Below are 18,335 nucleotides of genomic sequence, written 5' to 3'. Positions count from 1 at the left end.
AAAAAAGTCTTTTAATTGTATATACGTAATTTTTACAGAATTGGTTTTATTTTAAAGGCTTACGTTTAATCATTCCTCCTTTTAAATCTTTTACTATACCAATAGTGACAAAGGCTTTTTTGTCTATTTTGTCAATTTCAGTATATAGTTTTGCAAGTTCTAACCTAGTCATTACTGTGTAAATAATGTCTTTGTCGTAATTTTTTCCGTTTACACCAAAACCACCTTTTCCTGCATATATTGTGCAAGCTCTGCGTAATTTTTCGGTAACCATGATTCTAATTTCCTCGTGTTTTTCAGAAATAATAGTGATACCTAGATACTCTTCAACGCCATCTACTACAAAATCTACGGTTTTAGCTGCCGACAAATACGTTAGTATCGCATAAAGTGCTGTTTCAATGGATAATACATAAGCGCCAAAAGAAAAAATAACAATATTTATAAGTAATAAGACATCTCCAACGGTGATCGACATTTTTCTACTCAAGTATATGGCTAAAACTTCTGTGCCATCTATAACACTGCCGCCACGCATGGCTAAACCAATTCCTAAACCTAAAAAGAATCCACCAAACACGGCTATTAGTAGTTTGTCTTCTGTGATTGTTGGGTAATTTACAAAGTGCACTACTAAGGCTAAAAAGGCAATGGCAATGACACTTTTAATGGCGAATTTTTTACCTATTGTTTGGGTTGCTAGTATAAGGAAAGGGAGATTCACTAATAGCAATAAAACACCAAGAGATAACGAGGTTATATTTTGAAGGAGTAAAGAAATACCTGTTGCGCCACCATCTATAAAATGATTTGGTAATAGAAAACCTTTTAAGCCAAATCCAGCAGAGAAAACACCAATTATAATAAATAGGTATTCTTTTATAGCGTGTGAAAACTCTACTTTAATATTGTCAATTACTGGAGTTATTTCTTTTTCGGTATATGGAATAGGGGCGTGTTTCGCTTTAAGCCTTTGCTTAGCTATATCTACTAATAGTTTACCAAATAATGGATTCATAACGCTTTAATGTTAATTCCAGCCTATCATGAAATGTTTAATTTTTGCGGTGTCAGGAATCTGTATTGCTTCAATTTTCTTGTTTACATCCATTCGTAATTCAGAAGGTAGTTCCATTTTGTCAATGGTGAAAAACCCATTTATATCATCTACAAAAACCACTACGTTTCTTAATGTGTTTTGAATACTAGAAATAGTATAATGGTTTTTAATATCCCCAAATGTACTAGTGGTATTTAATCCTTTTGCTGTTTTATATCTTGGGTCTACTACTTGAATGGTAGTAATAGTAGCAGTAGAATCTAAAGCTTGGTTAGGCGAAAGTATTAATAATTGCTTTCCTGTTTTGTCATAGATTTTTATGTCATTGATGCTTCCTGTAAATTCATCTCCATCAATTCGTTTTACAACAGAATCATTAGCATAAATAGCTTCCATATCTTTTACTTGTGTCGAGTCTGTTAAAAGTCCGATATTGGTTTTAGAGATTAAAAATGGGTTCACTTCTTTTTTGCATGAAGTAAAAACGATACTTAATAGGCAAAGTGTAAAAATGGTGTTTTTCATATTTATTTTCCGAGAAAGCGGAAATCTTATTTTTTAATTTCCGTGAAAACGGAAAAGATATGGGTTGTTGTTTTGTGTTTTATTTTATCTGAAACTTTAGCGAAAAGCTACAATACTTTTTTTAGAATTCCGAAAACAGAACGTATAAAAGTTGCGCTTGTAAGTACTTTTACAATCGGATTCATTCTTGTACTGCTTCTACTAGAGCTAGAACGTGTCGCTTTTTTTTGTTCTTTTTCTTTGGCTTCTCTAGCGTCTTCTTTAATTTGTAAAGCTTCGGCTTTTTCAATTTTTTTATGCAACATTTCATAGGCAGATTCTCTATCAATGGTTTCGTTATATTTCATAACCAATTTAGAGTCGTCTAATAGATTGTTTAGTTCTGTTTCTGTTAGTACATCCATTCTACTCATTGGTGCTCGCATCATAGTTGCAGCAAGCGGAGTTGGTCTTCCTTTTTCGTCTAAAGCAGAAACTAAAGCTTCTCCAATTCCTAAAGAAGTTAAAATTTCAGCGGTATCATAATATTCGGTATCTGGATAGTTTTGCGCTGCAAGTTTGATTGCTTTCCTGTCTTTTGCTGTAAAAGCACGCAAAGCATGTTGTATTTTTAAACCTAACTGACTTAATACACCTTCTGGAACATCGGTTGGATTTTGGGTTACAAAGTATAAACCAATTCCTTTACTACGTATTAATTTTACGATGCTTTCAATTTGATTCAATAAGGCTTTAGAAGCTTCATTAAAGATAAGATGCGCTTCGTCAATAAACATAATTAGTTCTGGCTTGTCAGCATCTCCTTGTTCTGGAAAAGTTTCATAAATTTCCGCTAATAAACTTAACATAAATGTAGAGAATAATTTAGGCTTATCTTGAATATCTGTTAATCTAATAATATTGATATAGCCTTTTCCGTCTCTTGTGGTACGGACTAAATCTTCCACATCAAAACTTTTTTCACCAAAGAAAAGCTCTCCACCTTGTTGCTCTATTTCTACCACTTTACGTAAAATGGCTCCTGTTGATGCAGAAGAAATTCGACCATAAGCATCCGAGAATTCTTCCTTTCCTTCTTTGGTAGCGTATTGTAATATTTTTTTAAAATCTTTTAAGTCTAATAAAGGTAATTTGTTATCATCACAATATTTAAAAATAACAGCAACTACACCAGATTGTGTATCTGTTAGGTCTAAAATTCTAGATAGTAGAACAGGCCCAAATTCACTAACAGTAGCTCGTAAACGAACACCTTCTTGTTCCGATAATGACATGATTTCTACAGGAAATCCCTTGGCTTCAAATGGTAAGCCTATTTTTGCATGACGTTCGTCTATTTTAGCATGTCCAGGACTTGGTTGTGCTAAACCACTTAAATCCCCTTTAATATCCATAAGTAAAACAGGAATTCCTTTTTCGCTTAAGTTTTCGGCTAAAACCTGTAATGTTTTGGTTTTACCTGTTCCTGTCGCACCAGCAATTAAACCATGTCTGTTCATGGTTTTTAAAGGTATCTTTACAAAGGCATCTTTAATAGTTTTTCCGTCTAACATTGCCGAACCTAAAGTGATAAAATCTCCTTTGGTTTTGTTCCCTTCTTCTATATGTTTAAAAAAATCATCCTGTCTGCTCATAGTATTCTTCAAAATTTGCATAAAAATAGTAATCTTTAATGTAAAACCTTTTAAAAAATCAATCAACTTTTCAACTAAAAGATCCAAATGCCTTAAGTTATAAGTACCTTGTCTTTTTATATTGAAAATGAAATCCGAAGCTTTTAACTTTAAATATTATGGGCACGATTAAACTTTAAATACTTAAATAACTATCTTTGCAAGCTATGACAAGAAGTGAAAGACAAGAGTTGCTAGATAAAGGGTTATTATTACCTTTAATGGAAGAGTTTTATACTATTCAAGGAGAGGGTTTTCATAAAGGAACAGCTGCGTATTTTGTACGAATTGGTGGTTGTGATGTTGGATGCCATTGGTGTGACGTTAAAGAAAGCTGGTTACCAGAATTACATCCTGCAACGGAAACAGTGCAAATAGCTGATAATGCTGCAAAACACAGTAAAACAATTGTAGTTACTGGAGGAGAGCCTTTAATGTGGAATATGGATCCGTTAACCAATGCCTTAAAAGAAAGAGGATTACAAGTACATATAGAAACTTCTGGAGCGTATAAGTTAACTGGAGTTTGGGATTGGATTTGCCTTTCACCAAAAAAGAATAAACTACCAACCGAAGAAGTATATGCACAAGCGCACGAGTTAAAATGTATTATTTACAATAAAGATGATTTTAAGTTTGCTGAAGAACAAGCAGCAAAAGTAAATAAAGATTGCATTTTATATTTACAACCAGAATGGAGTAAAAGTGATAAAGTGGTTCCGCAAATTGTAGATTATGTAATGGCTAATCCCCAATGGAAAGTGTCTTTACAAACACATAAGTACTTAAATATACCTTAATAAAAAAAGCCTTAGAATAATTCTAAGGCTTTTTTGTATACTATAATATGTGTTTCTTATTTCGTGAACGGTACCGCTACTACTGTGGTATCCCAACCTAAAAACATATCTACTCCTTTATCACTTTCTTTAAAAGCGATAGAAAAAGCTTCAATAGATTTTTTACTTGATCCAACAGGAACCGTAATTCTTGCTACGTCGTTAGCTTCATTATAAAAATAACTTCCCCAAGTGTTTAAATCTTTATTTAAAATGATAGTCCATTCTTTTTCTCCTGGAATAGTTGCTAAAGAATATGTTCCAGCTTTAACTAAAGTACTTCCTAATTTCATATCTGTGTATAACGTGATTTCGGTAGCTTCATTTGCACCAGTACGCCAAACCTTACCATTTGGAGCAAGCTTGTCTAAGCTTCTTTCTTTTAATTGTGGTCTACTATAAACTACTTTTATTAATTTGTCCGGGTTTTTATAATCTGTAGGGAATGCTGCTGCATCCATTGGGCTCTTGTTTAATTCGGCGAAATCTTGCGCGCTTAAATTAAAGCTTACTAGCATAATTAGTGTAAATGCTAAGGTGGTAATAAATGGTGTTTTTTTCATGATTAATTATTTTAAGTTTTCTTAGTAGTCGTAACAAGATGTTTAAATTTACAAATTATGATAAATAGTATTGTTTTTTCTTTGAGTTGATTTCATTTAATTATAAAAATTCATTTTATTGTTATAATATGTAAGTGTTTTAGCGTTTTATGTTTTTAATATGAAACAACAATCGCATATTTGCTTCAGTAATGATAACAACAAAGAATAAAAAATTAAAAATATATAAGTTATGTGTGGAATTGTATGTGCTTTCGACCTTAAACAAAAGAGTGAAGATTTAAGACCTCAGGTTTTAGAAATGTCTAAAACAATTCGTCATCGTGGACCAGATTGGTCTGGGATTTATAGTGACGATAAAGCCATTTTGGCACATGAGCGTTTAGCAATTGTAGATCCAGCTTCTGGAAAACAACCTTTGTTTAGTCCAGATAATAAACTGGTTTTAGCAGCAAATGGCGAAATATATAACCACAGAGAATTACGTAAGCAATTTGAAGGAAAGTATGATTTTCAAACCGAAAGTGACTGCGAAGTTATTTTAGCATTATACCAAGAAAAAGGTGTGGACTTTGTAGATGAGATGAATGGTATCTTCGGATTTGCAATTTATGACGTGGAAAAAGACGAATACTTTATCGCTCGTGATCACATGGGGATTATTCCTTTATATATTGGTTGGGATCAAAACGGAACTTTTTATGTGGCTTCCGAATTAAAAGCACTAGAAGGTATTTGTACAAAAATAGAATTATTTCCTCCAGGACATTATATGTCTAGTAAAGATGGCGAATTTGTAAAATGGTACAATAGAGATTGGAGTGAATACGATGCAGTAAAAGAAAACGAAACAAGTATTGCTGAAATTAAAGAAGCTTTAGAAGCGGCAGTACACAGACAATTAATGAGTGATGTGCCTTATGGTGTATTATTATCTGGAGGTTTAGATTCTTCGGTAGTTTCTGCAATTGCAAAAAAATATGCGCAAAAACGTGTGGAGAGTGATGATACGTCTGATGCTTGGTATCCACAAACCCATTCCTTTGCTGTAGGATTAGAAGGTTCTCCAGATTTAGCTGCAGCACAAAAAGTTGCAGATCATATTGGAACAGTACATCACGAAATTAAATTTACCATTCAAGAAGGTTTAGATGCTATTAAAGATGTAATTTATAACATTGAAACCTATGATATCACAACCATTCGTTCTTCGACACCAATGTATTTAATGGCAAGAGTTATTAAGTCTATGGGAATTAAAATGGTATTATCTGGTGAAGGAGCAGATGAGCTTTTTGGAGGCTATTTATACTTTCATAAAGCACCAAATGCACAAGAGTTTCATGAAGAAACTGTACGTAAATTAGATAAATTACACATGTACGATTGTTTAAGAGCGAACAAAAGTTTAGCTGCTTGGGGAATTGAAGGTCGTGTGCCATTTTTAGATAAAGAATTTATGGATGTTGCTATGCGTATCAATCCTCAAGATAAAATGATTAACGGAGAACGCATGGAAAAATGGGTGATTCGTAAGGCATTTGAAGACATGTTACCAGAAAGCGTAGCTTGGAGACAAAAAGAACAATTTAGTGATGGTGTTGGTTATAGTTGGATTGATACCCTTAAAGAAGTGGTAGATGAAGCGGTTACGGATGAACAAATGGCAAATGCTAAATTTAGATTTCCAATACAAACACCACAAAACAAAGAAGAGTTTTATTACCGTTCTATCTTTGAAGAACATTTTCCAAGTGATGCAGCTGCTTTAAGTGTGCCGCAAGAAGCAAGTGTAGCTTGTAGTACTGCTACTGCTTTAGAATGGGATGAGGCGTTTAAAAACATGAATGAGCCTTCTGGTCGTGCAATAGCAAACGTGCATGACAAGTCTTATGCAACTTCTTAATTTGACGATTTTTCATTAAATAATTAAAGATTATTAACTTCAAAACCTCGCTTCTGCGAGGTTTTGTGTTTTTAAGAGTTTTGCTTCTTAAATAAAAATACATAAATCTATTTTAAGATGGTTTTTAGGAGTTTTAAGACGTTTTTGTGGTTTTCAACAAATGTTAATAATTATTGCGTTCCATCGATAAAAAGCTTTTAAAATGCATCTTATTTTTGTATCTTTGGTTGTATTCAAAAGGATGCTTAAAGGCGTCTTTTTTTATGCGTTAAATAATTAGAAATAGATCATAAACATTATATAAATATGAGCGAAAAAAAAGAAGGATTTAACGAACACGGTTATTCGGCAGATAGCATTCAAGCATTAGAAGGAATGGAGCACGTACGTATGCGTCCATCCATGTATATTGGAGACGTTGGAGTACGTGGTTTACACCATTTAGTATATGAAGTTGTAGATAACTCGATTGATGAAGCTTTAGCTGGACATTGTGATAATATTACAGTTACCATTAACGAAGATAACTCGATTACTACCGAAGATGATGGTCGTGGTATTCCAGTAGATTTACACAAGAAAGAAGGAGTTTCTGCCCTTGAGGTGGTAATGACCAAAATTGGAGCAGGTGGTAAGTTTGATAAAGATTCGTATAAAGTATCTGGTGGACTTCACGGTGTTGGTGTAAGTTGTGTAAATGCATTATCCGAACATTTAACGGCTACTGTTTTTAGAAATGGTAAAATTTGGGAGCAAGAATATTCAAAAGGAAAAGCGTTATATCCTGTTAAAGCAATTGGAGATACAGATAAAAGAGGAACAACCGTTACTTTTAGACCAGACCCAACAATATTTAAGCAAACTTTAGAGTATAATTATGATACTCTTGCTAGTAGAATGCGTGAATTAGCGTATTTAAATAAAGGGATTACAATTCATTTAGTAGATAAAAGAGCAACGAAAGAAGATGGTTCTTTTGAAGGAGAAACGTTTCATAGTGAAGAAGGTCTTAAAGAATTTATCAAGTTTCTTGATGAAACAAGAGAGCCTTTAATGAAAGATGTTATTGCTTTTGAAGGAGAGAAAAATGGAGTGCCTGTAGAAGTTGCAATGATTTATAATACATCTTATGCAGAAAACCTGCACTCGTATGTAAATAACATTAATACGCATGAAGGTGGTACACACCTTTCTGGTTTTAGACGTGGTTTAACACATACACTTAAAAAGTATGCTGACGAGTCTGGAATGTTAGACAAGTTAAAGTTTGATATTGCTGGTGATGATTTCCGTGAAGGACTAACCGCTATTATTTCAGTAAAAGTTCAAGAGCCACAATTTGAAGGGCAAACCAAAACAAAGTTAGGTAACAGAGAAGTTTCGGCAGCAGTAAGCCAGTCGGTTTCTGAAATGTTAACCAACTATTTAGAAGAAAATCCAGACGATGCTAAAATTATCGTTCAGAAAGTAATACTTGCTGCACAAGCACGTCACGCTGCACAAAAAGCGCGTGAAATGGTACAGCGTAAAACGGTAATGAGTATTGGTGGTTTACCAGGGAAATTATCCGATTGTTCTGAACAAGATCCTGCAAAATGTGAAGTATACTTAGTCGAGGGAGATTCGGCAGGTGGTACTGCAAAACAAGGACGTGATAGAGCATTTCAAGCTATTTTACCATTACGTGGTAAGATTTTAAACGTGGAGAAAGCAATGTCACATAAAGTGTTTGAAAACGAAGAGATTAAAAATATCTTTACCGCTTTAGGTGTTACTATTGGAACAGAAGAAGATAGTAAAGCATTGAACCTTTCTAAATTAAGATACCATAAAATAGTAATCATGTGTGATGCCGATATAGATGGTTCTCACATTGAAACTTTAATTTTAACCTTCTTTTTCCGTTATATGAAAGAGTTGATTGAAAATGGTCATATTTATATAGCAACGCCACCTTTATATTTAGTTAAAAAAGGAGCGAAAAAACAATATGCTTGGAGTGATGAAGAACGTATCGCTATTATGGAAGACTTCGGAGAATCTTCAAAAATTCAACGTTATAAAGGTCTTGGGGAAATGAATGCATCGCAACTTTGGGATACTACCATGAATCCAGAATTTAGAACATTACGTCAAATTTATATAGACAATGGTGCAGAAGCAGATCGTGTATTCTCTATGTTAATGGGAGATGAGGTTCCGCCTCGTAGAGCATTTATTGAGAAAAATGCTATCTATGCAAATATTGATGCATAATTGTATTCTTGTAGGTTTTTAAAACCTGCAAAGTATTTGTATCAACAACATTTTAAAACCTGTAAAGTTTCATTTCTTTACAGGTTTTTTTTATATTTAGTATCTATGATATACTCCCGAAAAATATATAGGATTTTAATTGTTTTTAGTATCTTTTTGTTTGCTTGTGAAAGTAAAGAAGAACTAAAAAATAACGCTAAAAATCTGAAGGATTCAGAAATAAATAATCAGCAAAAAAAGAACCTTGGTTTAACTTCTTTTGAAACAGATTCTATTGCCAAGTTAGTGCTTCAGAAAGCAGCCAGATATCCTTTAAATTCTGAAAAAAGAAGGAATGTTTTAGATTCAGCTATAGCAAAACACCCAAAGATTGCATATCTCTATCAACAAAGAGCAATGCCTTTGTATAAAGAAGATAAAGACGAACTTGGATTGCCTTTTCTAGAAAAAGCAGCAGCTCTAGATCCTGAAAAATGGGTAGATTACATGGCTTTTATGAAATGTATATTTTCTAAGAATTACAAAGATGCTATTATCGATTTTAATAAGGCTTTAGAATTAAATGGGGAATCTTATGTGATGGACCATTCCTATTATTTTTATTTAGGATTATGCAATCTGCAATTAAATGCATTTGAAAAAGCAAAAGATTTTTTTGAAAAAAGTATCGCGCAATCCGTTAAAGAAGACGGTGAAGAATGGATTCATTTTACCGATTTAATGTACTTAGGAATTGCTAATTTCGAATTAAATAACTTTGAAGAAGCCATTAAAATATTTGATGAAGCATTACTTCTGCAGCCAGGATTTGCTGATGTAAAATATTATAAAGCAATATGCTTAGGAAGGATTGGAGAAATAGAAAAAGCAGAAAATACGTTTATGGAAGCCAAAGAAGATTTTATAAACGATGATATTATGTACGAAGACAATACCATATATGAACGTTATCCATATCAAGTGCGTAAAAGCTGGTTTGGATTATAGTAAAAGTCGTTAGAAATCATTAATTTTACACTTATAATAAATCAACACAAATTAAAAATATAAAAAATGAAAGTAACAGTAGCAGGAGCAGGAGCAGTAGGTGCAAGTTGTGCAGAATATATTGCGATTAAAGACTTTGCTTCAGAAGTCGTTTTATTAGACATTAAAGAAGGTTTTGCTGAAGGTAAAGCCATGGATTTAATGCAAACAGCGTCCTTAAATGGTTTCGATACAAAAATAACAGGAATTACGAATGATTATTCTAAAACAGCAGGTTCTGATGTTTGTGTAATTACTTCTGGTATCCCTAGAAAACCAGGAATGACTCGTGAAGAGTTAATTGGTATCAACGCAGGAATTGTAAAAATGGTATCTTCTAGTTTAATAAAGTACTCACCAGATACCATTATTATAGTGGTATCTAATCCAATGGATACGATGACTTACTTAGTTCACAAAACTACAGGTTTACCAAAAAATAGAATTATTGGAATGGGAGGAGCTTTAGATTCTGCTCGTTTTAAATACAGATTAGCAGAAGCTTTAGGAGCACCTATTAGCGATGTTGACGGAATGGTAATTGGTGGTCATAGCGATAAAGGTATGGTGCCATTAATTAACAAAGCAGTAAGAAATAGTGTTGTTGTTTCTGAGTTTTTATCGGAAGAACGTATGGATCAAGTAGTACAAGATACTAAAGTTGGTGGTGCAACACTTACCGGTTTATTAGGTACTTCTGCTTGGTATGCTCCAGGAGCTGCTGTATCTGGAATGGTACAAGCAATTGCTTGCGATACTAAAAAAATATTCCCTTGTTCTGCTTTATTAGATGGAGAATTTGGGTTAAGCGATTTATCTATTGGTGTTCCTTGTGTTTTAGGTGCTAACGGAATTGAGAAAATTGTTGAAATTAGCTTAACAGATGCTGAAAAAGCAAAATTAGCAGAATCTGCTGAAGGTGTAAAAGCAACTAACGGGTTATTAGAGTTATAATCCTATTATACGTATTAAAATAAAAACCTCAAAAACAATTGTTATTGAGGTTTTTTGTTTTTAACTTGTACTAAATTAGTAAGTTGTAATACGTAAAAAGGAATAATTTAAAATGAGAAAAATGAAAAAATATCTATTTGTATTATTAGTAGCTTTCAGCTTTTCTGCTGTAGCTCAAGAACAATTATTAGAAGGTGTTATCGCTTCTAAAATGACCATGTCCAGTGAGAGTCCTGAAGTGCAAGCACAATTAGCGATGATTGGCGATATAAATTCTGTAACCTATTTCAAGGATAATAAAACACGTACAGAAGTGAATAACCCAATGACCGGTGAGGCTATCAATATTATTGATTCTGAAGCTAAAAAAATGTTGGTTATGATGAATAACCCAATGGCTGGAGGAAAGCAATATGCGGTAAAAGATATAACGCAGCCTAGCGAAGAAGATTTAAAAGGAATGACCATTACTAAAGGAGATGAAACAAAAAACATTCTTGGTTATGTTTGTAATGTGTATCATGTTGTTATGAGTAAAGATGGTGTGACAATGACAATGGATATTTTTTCTACAGAAAAAATTAATGCAGTAAATCAACAAACAACAACTTTTAGTGATGAGTTTAAAGGCTTTCCTATGTATATGAAAATGACCATGAACCAAATGGGAATGGATATTATTATGATTAACGAAGTTACAGAGGTTAAAGAAGAAATTGTAGATGTAGCTAAATTTAATATGACACCATTAGAAGGCTACAAAAAAGTAGATAAAATTCAAGGCATGTAATTAAATTACAACACTTTAAAGGTTAATTTTAGAAGTCTGAGATGTTTATTAAACACCTCAGACTTTTTTTATAGATATACTATCTTATTTTCTTATATTTGGCGCATGAAAAAGTGGTACATCTGTACTTTAGTTATTGCCTTCACCTTACTAGGTTATATTAGTAAGGAGCAATCCGCTTTGCCAAATCAGAAAATTGTATTGCAATTTTCAGATACTTCTATCACTTCCAATGAAATTGAAAACACGGTTGCTATTGTAAAAAAGCAATTGTTTGACTTAGGCGTCGATAATATTCAAATTCATAAAATAAAAAACAACCAACTAAAAATCACCTATTATAGTGATGCCGATGTTGTTCGTGTAAAGAAAATACTTTCCAACGAAAAAAACCTAGCAATAGATTACACTTCCAAAAGTAAAGGAGAAAAAGTACCTTCAAATAAAGATACCGCTAATTATAATCTGGATGTTTTTAAAATTCAAGATGCTAAGGATGCAAACTCTGGCTTTGATGGTAAAGTTGCTATAGAACCTAAATTAGAAAGCGATCGTTATTCGAATCCAAATGTATATTTTTCAGCTTCTGTTGTAGAAGTAAATGAGATACATGCAGGTATACAGGTTGCCTATAAAGTGAATACAAATATTGCAATAGCAATAGATTATACTTCGTATCAAATACCTGAAGTTAGAGCAGGACCAAATACTAACAAAACTTCATAAAACTAGCTAATTAATTTTTTAACACATACTTGTGTCTAAGAATAAACGAGCTAAAATCTTATTTAAACATTAAAAAAAGTGTCAAAAAACTACGCGTAAACTATATATTTGCACGTTCAAAAAATTGACCATTAAAAATTATTAAAATGCAAAACAAAGGATTAGTAAAATTATTTGCGCTATTGTTTGGTTTGGTAAGTATTTACCAATTATCATTCACGTTTAAAAACAGTAGTATAGAAAGTAATGCAGCGGCTTATGCAAATGGGGATTCTGTAAAAGAAACAAGGTATTTAGATTCACTAGCTAATACAGAGGTGTATAACATCGGGATCGCAAAATATACCTACAATGAGGTAAAGGAAAATGCGATGAACTTAGGACTTGACCTTAAAGGTGGGGTTAACGTTATATTACAAGTTTCTGTAAAAGATATATTAAAAGGATTAGCTAATAATACAGCAAACCCTGTTTTTAATAAAGCATTAGACGATGCTACAGAACTTCAAAAAGATAGTCAAAATACATATTTAGAAGATTTTTATACTTCGTTTGAAGCTATAAAAGGAGATACTAAATTAGCTTCACCAGACATATTCTATACTAGAGCTTTAGATGGTGAGATTGACGGAAATATGACCGATTCTGAGGTGAAACCAGTAATCTCAAGAAAAATTGATGAGTCTATTGTTTCGGCTTTCGAAGTATTACGTAAGCGTATTGATGAGTTTGGTGTAACATCTCCAAATATTCAACGTATGGGAGATTCAGGACGTATTTTAGTAGAATTACCTGGAGTTAAAGATGTAGACCGTGCTACTGCATTATTACAAAGTACCGCACAATTAGAGTTTTGGGATGTGTACAACAAAACGATCTTTAATAGCTTTTTAGTAGAAGCTAATGAAACGATTAAAAGCATTCAAAAATCGAATGAAGTAAATACAGAAGAGGTTAAAGAAACAACTTCAGAAGAAGATAAGATTGCAGACCTTTTAGGAGATGATCCAGATTCTACAGTTGTAGTTGCAAATCCGCTTTTAGACAAGTTAATAGGTTCTCAAGATCCAGCAGCAATTGCTTTAGTTAATATTAACGATAGAGAAATTATTAGTGAGTATTTAAATATGCCACAAGTAAGAAACTTACTTCCTGCTGAACTACGTTATGTGAAATTCGCATTCGGAAAACAAAAAGGAGATAGTGAGTTAGTAGACTTATATGCATTAATTGCAAATAGAGAAAATGTACCAGAATTAGGTGGTGGTGTTGTTGTAGATGCAAGACAAGATTATGATCCTTTAGGAAAACCTCTTGTAAGCATGCAAATGAATAGTAAAGGTGCTAAGATCTGGGAAGAAATGACAGCAAGAGCTTTTACACAAAGAAGCCAAATCGCTATTGTTTTAGATGACGTAGTATATTCTGCACCTGGAGTAACAACAGGAGCAATTGCAGGTGGTAACTCTCAAATTTCTGGAAACTTCACACTGAATGAAGCAACCGATTTAGCAAACGTGTTAAGAGCAGGTAAATTACCAGCTAGAGCAGATATTATTCAAAGTGATGTAGTTGGTCCTTCTTTAGGGCAAGAAGCTATTGATAGTGGTAAAAACTCTTTCGCTATTGCATTAGCATTAGTATTAGTATGGATGTTCTTATACTACGGTAAAGCAGGGTTATTTGCAGATATCGCAATGGCATTAAATATCTTATTAATATTTGGTATCCTTTCTGGTTTAGGAGCAGTATTAACACTTCCTGGAATTGCAGGTATTGTATTAACTATTGGTATGTCTGTAGATGCAAACGTGCTTATTTTTGAGCGTATTAGAGAAGAACTAGCTAAAGGTAAAGACCAAGCAACATCTATTAAAGATGGTTTTGCAAATGCATTATCTTCTATTTTAGATGCCAATGTTACAACTGGTTTAACGGCATTAATTTTATTTGTATTTGGTACAGGACCAATTAAAGGTTTCGCAACTACATTAATTATTGGTATTGTAACTTCATTATTTACAGCAATCTTTATTACTAGATTATTAGTAGATTGGTATGCTAATAGAGGTGGTAAATTAGATTTCTCAACAAGCTTAACTAAAAACTTATTTCGAAACATTAATATCGACTTCTTAAAGAAACGTAAGATCGCTTATATTGTTTCTGGAGCTTTTATTCTTATCAGTTTAGGGTCTTTATTTACAAACAAATTAGATCAAGGTGTAGACTTTGTAGGAGGAAGAACATACCAAGTACGTTTTGAGCAACCAGTTAGTGCTTCAGAGATTTCTGGAATTCTTTCTGCTGAAGAAGTATTTGGAAGTGCAGATGCTAAATTAATAGGTACTAGTAATGATGTGAAAATTACTACTAAATATAAAATTAATGAAGCTTCTTCAGAAGTAGATGAAGAAATCAGACATAAATTATTTAACGCATTACAACCACATTTATCTAACATTAGTTACGATGAGTTTATCAATCTTAACGATGAGGATAAACAAATTGGTGTAATGGAATCTTACAAAGTAAGTCCTTCTATTGCAGATGATATTAAAAGAGCTTCTTTCTGGGCAATTTTAGGATCTCTTATCGTAGTATTCTTATATATCTTATTCCGTTTTAAAAGATGGCAATTCTCACTTGGTGCAGTAGCAGCAGTATTTCATGATGTATTAATTGTATTAGGTGTTTTCTCTCTTACTTACAAATTCATGCCATTTACAATGGAAATTGACCAAGCATTTATTGCAGCAATCTTAACGGTAATTGGTTACTCATTAAATGATACGGTAGTTGTATTTGATAGAATTAGAGAATTCTTCAACGAACATACTACTTGGGATTTTGATAAAGTAATTAACGCATCTTTAAGCAGTACATTAAGTAGAACCTTAAATACCTCTTTAACTACTTTAGTAGTGTTATTAGCAATCTTTATCTTTGGTGGAGATTCTATTAGAGGATTTATGTTTGCATTAATAGTAGGTGTAGTTGTAGGTACATACTCATCATTATTTATTGCAACGCCAATCATGTACGACTCTGTAAAAAGAGGTGGTGCAACAGATGCATTAAAAATTAAAGAAAAAGAAGACGAAGCGTTAGAAGCATAAGCAACTAGCAATTCCATTCTTATTATATTAAAAAACCTTTCCGTGTTATGCGGAAAGGTTTTTTTATTTCTTCTAGTTTCATAATTTGGGCGTTACCCTACTACGTGAAAACTCCGTAGCGTCAGGCTTTCCGCTGTTTCTTTTGTTGCTGGCGTATTGCAATAAAGATATTCTTTCTTAGCATGTCTATATGTGCTTTTGAAAAACCATTCTATCCAAAACAAAAGGATGCCGCATCAATCCTTAACGCAAACCCTTCACTTGAAACGCTTTTTTAATATCAATAATTTTCCATGTAAAGGTGTTAAGTTCTAATTTAGCCTGCACTTCCCTTGGTTTGATCCAGCTTATAATGTTAGTTATGGTATAATTCTGTGAACTGTTACAATAAAAATAAACTAGAAAAACGAGTAATGTGATGAATTTTTTGAAGCTTTTAAAGCTAGTTTAGCAACCGAAAAGGACTAAAAAAAGAATAAACCAAAATACCTAAGATTAGTTGTTTTGTAAAAAGAACTGTTTAAAAATTTAATGGGTACCTATCCAATTTTCAGTTAGTTGCCACAGAGAGTCTTTAAATTGTTCTCTAAAAAAACCAAAATGTTGCACGTCTTCTATTTGTAAATCTTCAGGAATAAGATGCCTTCTATCTACTTTGGTATTTGTGAATTTAGATGCTAACCAATCTACCGTTTCTTTCGGAGCATAACTGTCTCTAGGAAAACTAAGAGATAAAACATTACATTTTATGTTGCTGAATTGTAAGTCGCTAAATTCGCTGAACATGTATTCTGGATGGACTCCCCATTTCCGCCATTGGTATACCACATGTCTTGGAAGATTTTCAAACAAGCCAAGTTTTTTAGCAGGAAAATAACCAAATAGAGGCGTTGTGATTGGTATTAATGCATACCAAAAGACTATCATTCTTAGTCTATAAAATCCTTTAAAGTATTTCCAATAACCAGTTTGCGAAGCAATGGTCACTATAGAATCTACTAAATGTATTTCGGGATTCAAACCTATAAGTTGTCCGCCAATACTATGTGCTACTAAAGTTATTTTGTGTTGTAATTGCTCTTGCTTCGCAAATTTTATAACAGCAGCTTGGTCTAAAGCCCAAGTATATAAATCTGCAGTGTTCTGTTTTATATTTTTGGTTTTAGATTTTCCTATCCCATAATAATCAAAAGTGTAAACCGTAAATCCTAAAGTGCTAAAGTGCGTTGCAAATTTGGAATAGTACTTTTGTAAAACGCCAGTAGCAGAAGAGATAACAATGCTTTTGTTATTTGATTTTTCAGGCGAAAAAATGGTGACACTTATAGTGTGTCCTGTTGTAGTTTTTAATAATGTACTACGAACATTATTTTTCATTTATTTCGATGTATTCTATTCTATCACCAACCTCTAAAAGCCATTTTTCGGCTAATCCAGCATTTATTTCTAAAACATATTGCGCAGGAACTTTAGATGGCAAAGAAGCTTCGTCAAAAGGTACCGCGTTTTCTTGAAAACTTACAATATGTTTATCGTTATCTAAATAGATGAGGTCTAAAGGGATTCTGGTGTTTTTCATATAGAAAAAACGTTCGCGCATGCTAGGAAATACAAATAACATGGCTTGGTTTTCTTGCATAGAATTTCTGTACATTAACCCAGTTTGCACATCGTAATCTGTATCTGCAATTTCTATGTCTAATCTAGTAACTATAGAGTCTGTAGCAGCTTTGTATATAGTAAGATCTCCTTCTTTGTTAAAGGAAACTTCAATAGGTTCTATGTCTCTTTTTTGTTCTTTACAAGCGCTTAAAAATAAGGTTGCGCATAAAATAGTAGTGGTAAGTATTCTAAATTTCATAGGAATTTATTTTACAGCAGTTTTTGGTTTGTAGACAAACATAAAGTATAAACCAATTAAAATAAAAGGGATACTTAACCATTGTCCTGTGTTTAAAGCCCAAGTTGCACGATCGTCTACTTGTGCTTCTTTTACAAATTCTACAAAGAAACGAACCGTCCAAAGTAGAACTAAAAATAAACCAAATAAGAATCCTGTTTGATTGCCTTTATCTGTTTTAGTGTAGAAATACCAAAGAATTAAAAACACAAAGATGTAACTAAAAGATTCGTATAATTGCGCAGGATGTCTATAAGGTACTGCATCTAATAAATTTTGAAATTGCGGATTATTAGCAATAGCATTATATGCTTCTTTTGGCGTTTTCATTCCTGTGAGTTGCATGGCTTCGTATTTGTTATATTCTTCCTGAATAAAACGAACACCAAAAGGCGAATCGGTTACTTTTCCTATGATTTCAGAATTGATAAAGTTTCCTAAACGAATAAATATAGCACCACTTGCAACAGGAATTACAACTCTGTCTAAAATCCACATTAAAGATTTGTAGTTATATTTTCTTCGGTATAAATACATACCTATTATTATTCCAATGGCAGCTCCATGACTTGCTAATCCTTGAAAACCGGTGAATTCAAATTTTGGTACAAAACGGAAAGGTAAAAAGATGCTGAAAAAATCTTGAGAAATAAGTTCCGACTGATAAAAAATCACATGACCTAAACGTGCGCCAAGCATGGTTGCGATAATGGTATACAAAAAAAGAGGATCTAAATATTCTTCCTTTATATTATCTCTTTTAAAGATGCGTTTCATGATTTGTAATCCTAGCAGAAATGCAATAATCCACATAACACTGTAAAAATGTAATTTGAAATTACCAATGATGTCAATTCCTGTTGTAGGATTCCAATCGAATATTAAAAAATGCATAGAATTTATTTTGAAAACGTAAATATAAACGATTCTAAAGACTTAGCTCGTTAAGGAAATACTATTTTTTTAGGAGTCTTCCTTTTCTGGAACAGATAGATTTC

At 32.8% G+C, this 18,335-nt stretch carries 15 protein-coding genes; 8 read left to right on the top strand and 7 right to left on the bottom strand.

Annotated elements, in window-relative coordinates; translation table 11 throughout:
• Positions 1-46: 46 nt before the first annotated feature.
• From FG167_RS01530 to FG167_RS01520, 3 genes are all read right to left on the bottom strand, one after another.
• Positions 47-1,018, bottom strand: coding sequence for a YitT family protein (locus FG167_RS01530; protein ID WP_203459736.1), 972 nt, complete (start codon positions 1,016-1,018; stop codon positions 47-49).
• 12 nt (positions 1,019-1,030) lie between these two features.
• Positions 1,031-1,585: a hypothetical protein gene (locus FG167_RS01525; protein WP_203459735.1), complete on the bottom strand. Its 555-nt coding sequence runs from the start codon at positions 1,583-1,585 to the stop codon at positions 1,031-1,033.
• A gap of 107 nt (positions 1,586-1,692) precedes the next feature.
• Positions 1,693-3,219 carry a helicase HerA-like domain-containing protein gene (locus FG167_RS01520; RefSeq protein ID WP_203459734.1) on the bottom strand — a complete coding sequence of 509 codons (1,527 nt, stop codon included), beginning with the start codon at positions 3,217-3,219 and terminating at the stop codon, positions 1,693-1,695.
• A gap of 206 nt (positions 3,220-3,425) precedes the next feature.
• On the opposite strand from FG167_RS01520, the gene FG167_RS01515 reads away from it, so the two are divergent.
• Complete coding sequence (locus FG167_RS01515; protein WP_203459733.1) at positions 3,426-4,058, top strand: 7-carboxy-7-deazaguanine synthase QueE; 633 nt, start codon at positions 3,426-3,428, stop codon at positions 4,056-4,058.
• Between the two features lie 56 nt (positions 4,059-4,114).
• Here the strand turns inward: FG167_RS01515 and FG167_RS01510 are convergent, their stop codons facing one another.
• Positions 4,115-4,660, bottom strand: coding sequence for a DUF2911 domain-containing protein (locus tag FG167_RS01510; RefSeq protein ID WP_055442802.1), 546 nt, complete (start codon positions 4,658-4,660; stop codon positions 4,115-4,117).
• A gap of 232 nt (positions 4,661-4,892) precedes the next feature.
• On the opposite strand from FG167_RS01510, the gene asnB reads away from it, so the two are divergent.
• The 7 genes from asnB to secDF all read left to right on the top strand — a co-directional run bounded on the left by asnB (position 4,893) and on the right by secDF (position 15,437).
• Positions 4,893-6,566, top strand: coding sequence for an asparagine synthase B (gene asnB / locus FG167_RS01505; RefSeq protein ID WP_203459732.1), 1,674 nt, complete (start codon positions 4,893-4,895; stop codon positions 6,564-6,566).
• A 306-nt stretch (positions 6,567-6,872) separates the two neighbouring features.
• Entirely contained in the window at positions 6,873-8,822 is a 1,950-nt protein-coding gene (gene gyrB / locus FG167_RS01500) for a DNA topoisomerase (ATP-hydrolyzing) subunit B (protein WP_203459731.1), read from the top strand.
• 105 nt (positions 8,823-8,927) lie between these two features.
• The gene (locus FG167_RS01495; protein ID WP_239004427.1) at positions 8,928-9,809 is read left to right on the top strand and encodes a tetratricopeptide repeat protein; all 882 of its coding nucleotides are present in this window, start codon (positions 8,928-8,930) and stop codon (positions 9,807-9,809) included.
• Positions 9,810-9,875: 66 nt separating this feature from the next.
• Entirely contained in the window at positions 9,876-10,802 is a 927-nt protein-coding gene (gene mdh, locus FG167_RS01490; RefSeq protein WP_203459730.1) for a malate dehydrogenase, read from the top strand.
• 121 nt (positions 10,803-10,923) lie between these two features.
• Entirely contained in the window at positions 10,924-11,592 is a 669-nt protein-coding gene (locus FG167_RS01485; protein WP_203459729.1) for a hypothetical protein, read from the top strand.
• Between the two features lie 105 nt (positions 11,593-11,697).
• Positions 11,698-12,318, top strand: coding sequence for a hypothetical protein (locus tag FG167_RS01480; protein WP_203459728.1), 621 nt, complete (start codon positions 11,698-11,700; stop codon positions 12,316-12,318).
• A 146-nt stretch (positions 12,319-12,464) separates the two neighbouring features.
• Entirely contained in the window at positions 12,465-15,437 is a 2,973-nt protein-coding gene (gene secDF / locus FG167_RS01475; protein ID WP_203459727.1) for a protein translocase subunit SecDF, read from the top strand.
• A 528-nt stretch (positions 15,438-15,965) separates the two neighbouring features.
• Here the strand turns inward: secDF and FG167_RS01470 are convergent.
• Genes FG167_RS01470 through lgt form a run of 3 tightly spaced genes read right to left on the bottom strand, consistent with a single transcriptional unit; the run spans position 15,966 to position 18,231 of the window.
• The gene (locus FG167_RS01470) at positions 15,966-16,814 is read right to left on the bottom strand and encodes an alpha/beta fold hydrolase (protein WP_203459726.1); all 849 of its coding nucleotides are present in this window, start codon (positions 16,812-16,814) and stop codon (positions 15,966-15,968) included.
• A complete protein-coding gene (locus FG167_RS01465; protein WP_203459725.1) occupies positions 16,804-17,298 on the bottom strand; it encodes a DUF192 domain-containing protein in 495 nt (164 codons plus the stop codon). Before FG167_RS01465 ends, FG167_RS01470 begins: the two co-directional genes overlap by 11 nt.
• A 6-nt stretch (positions 17,299-17,304) precedes the next feature.
• Entirely contained in the window at positions 17,305-18,231 is a 927-nt protein-coding gene (lgt, locus tag FG167_RS01460; protein WP_203459724.1) for a prolipoprotein diacylglyceryl transferase, read from the bottom strand.
• Between the last annotated feature and the right edge of the window lie 104 nt (positions 18,232-18,335).

This window comes from Lacinutrix sp. WUR7 (assembly GCF_016864015.1).
GTDB lineage: Bacteria > Bacteroidota > Bacteroidia > Flavobacteriales > Flavobacteriaceae > Oceanihabitans.
Note: the sequence above shows the minus strand (reverse complement) of the source record. Positions and strands in the feature narration are given on the sequence as shown.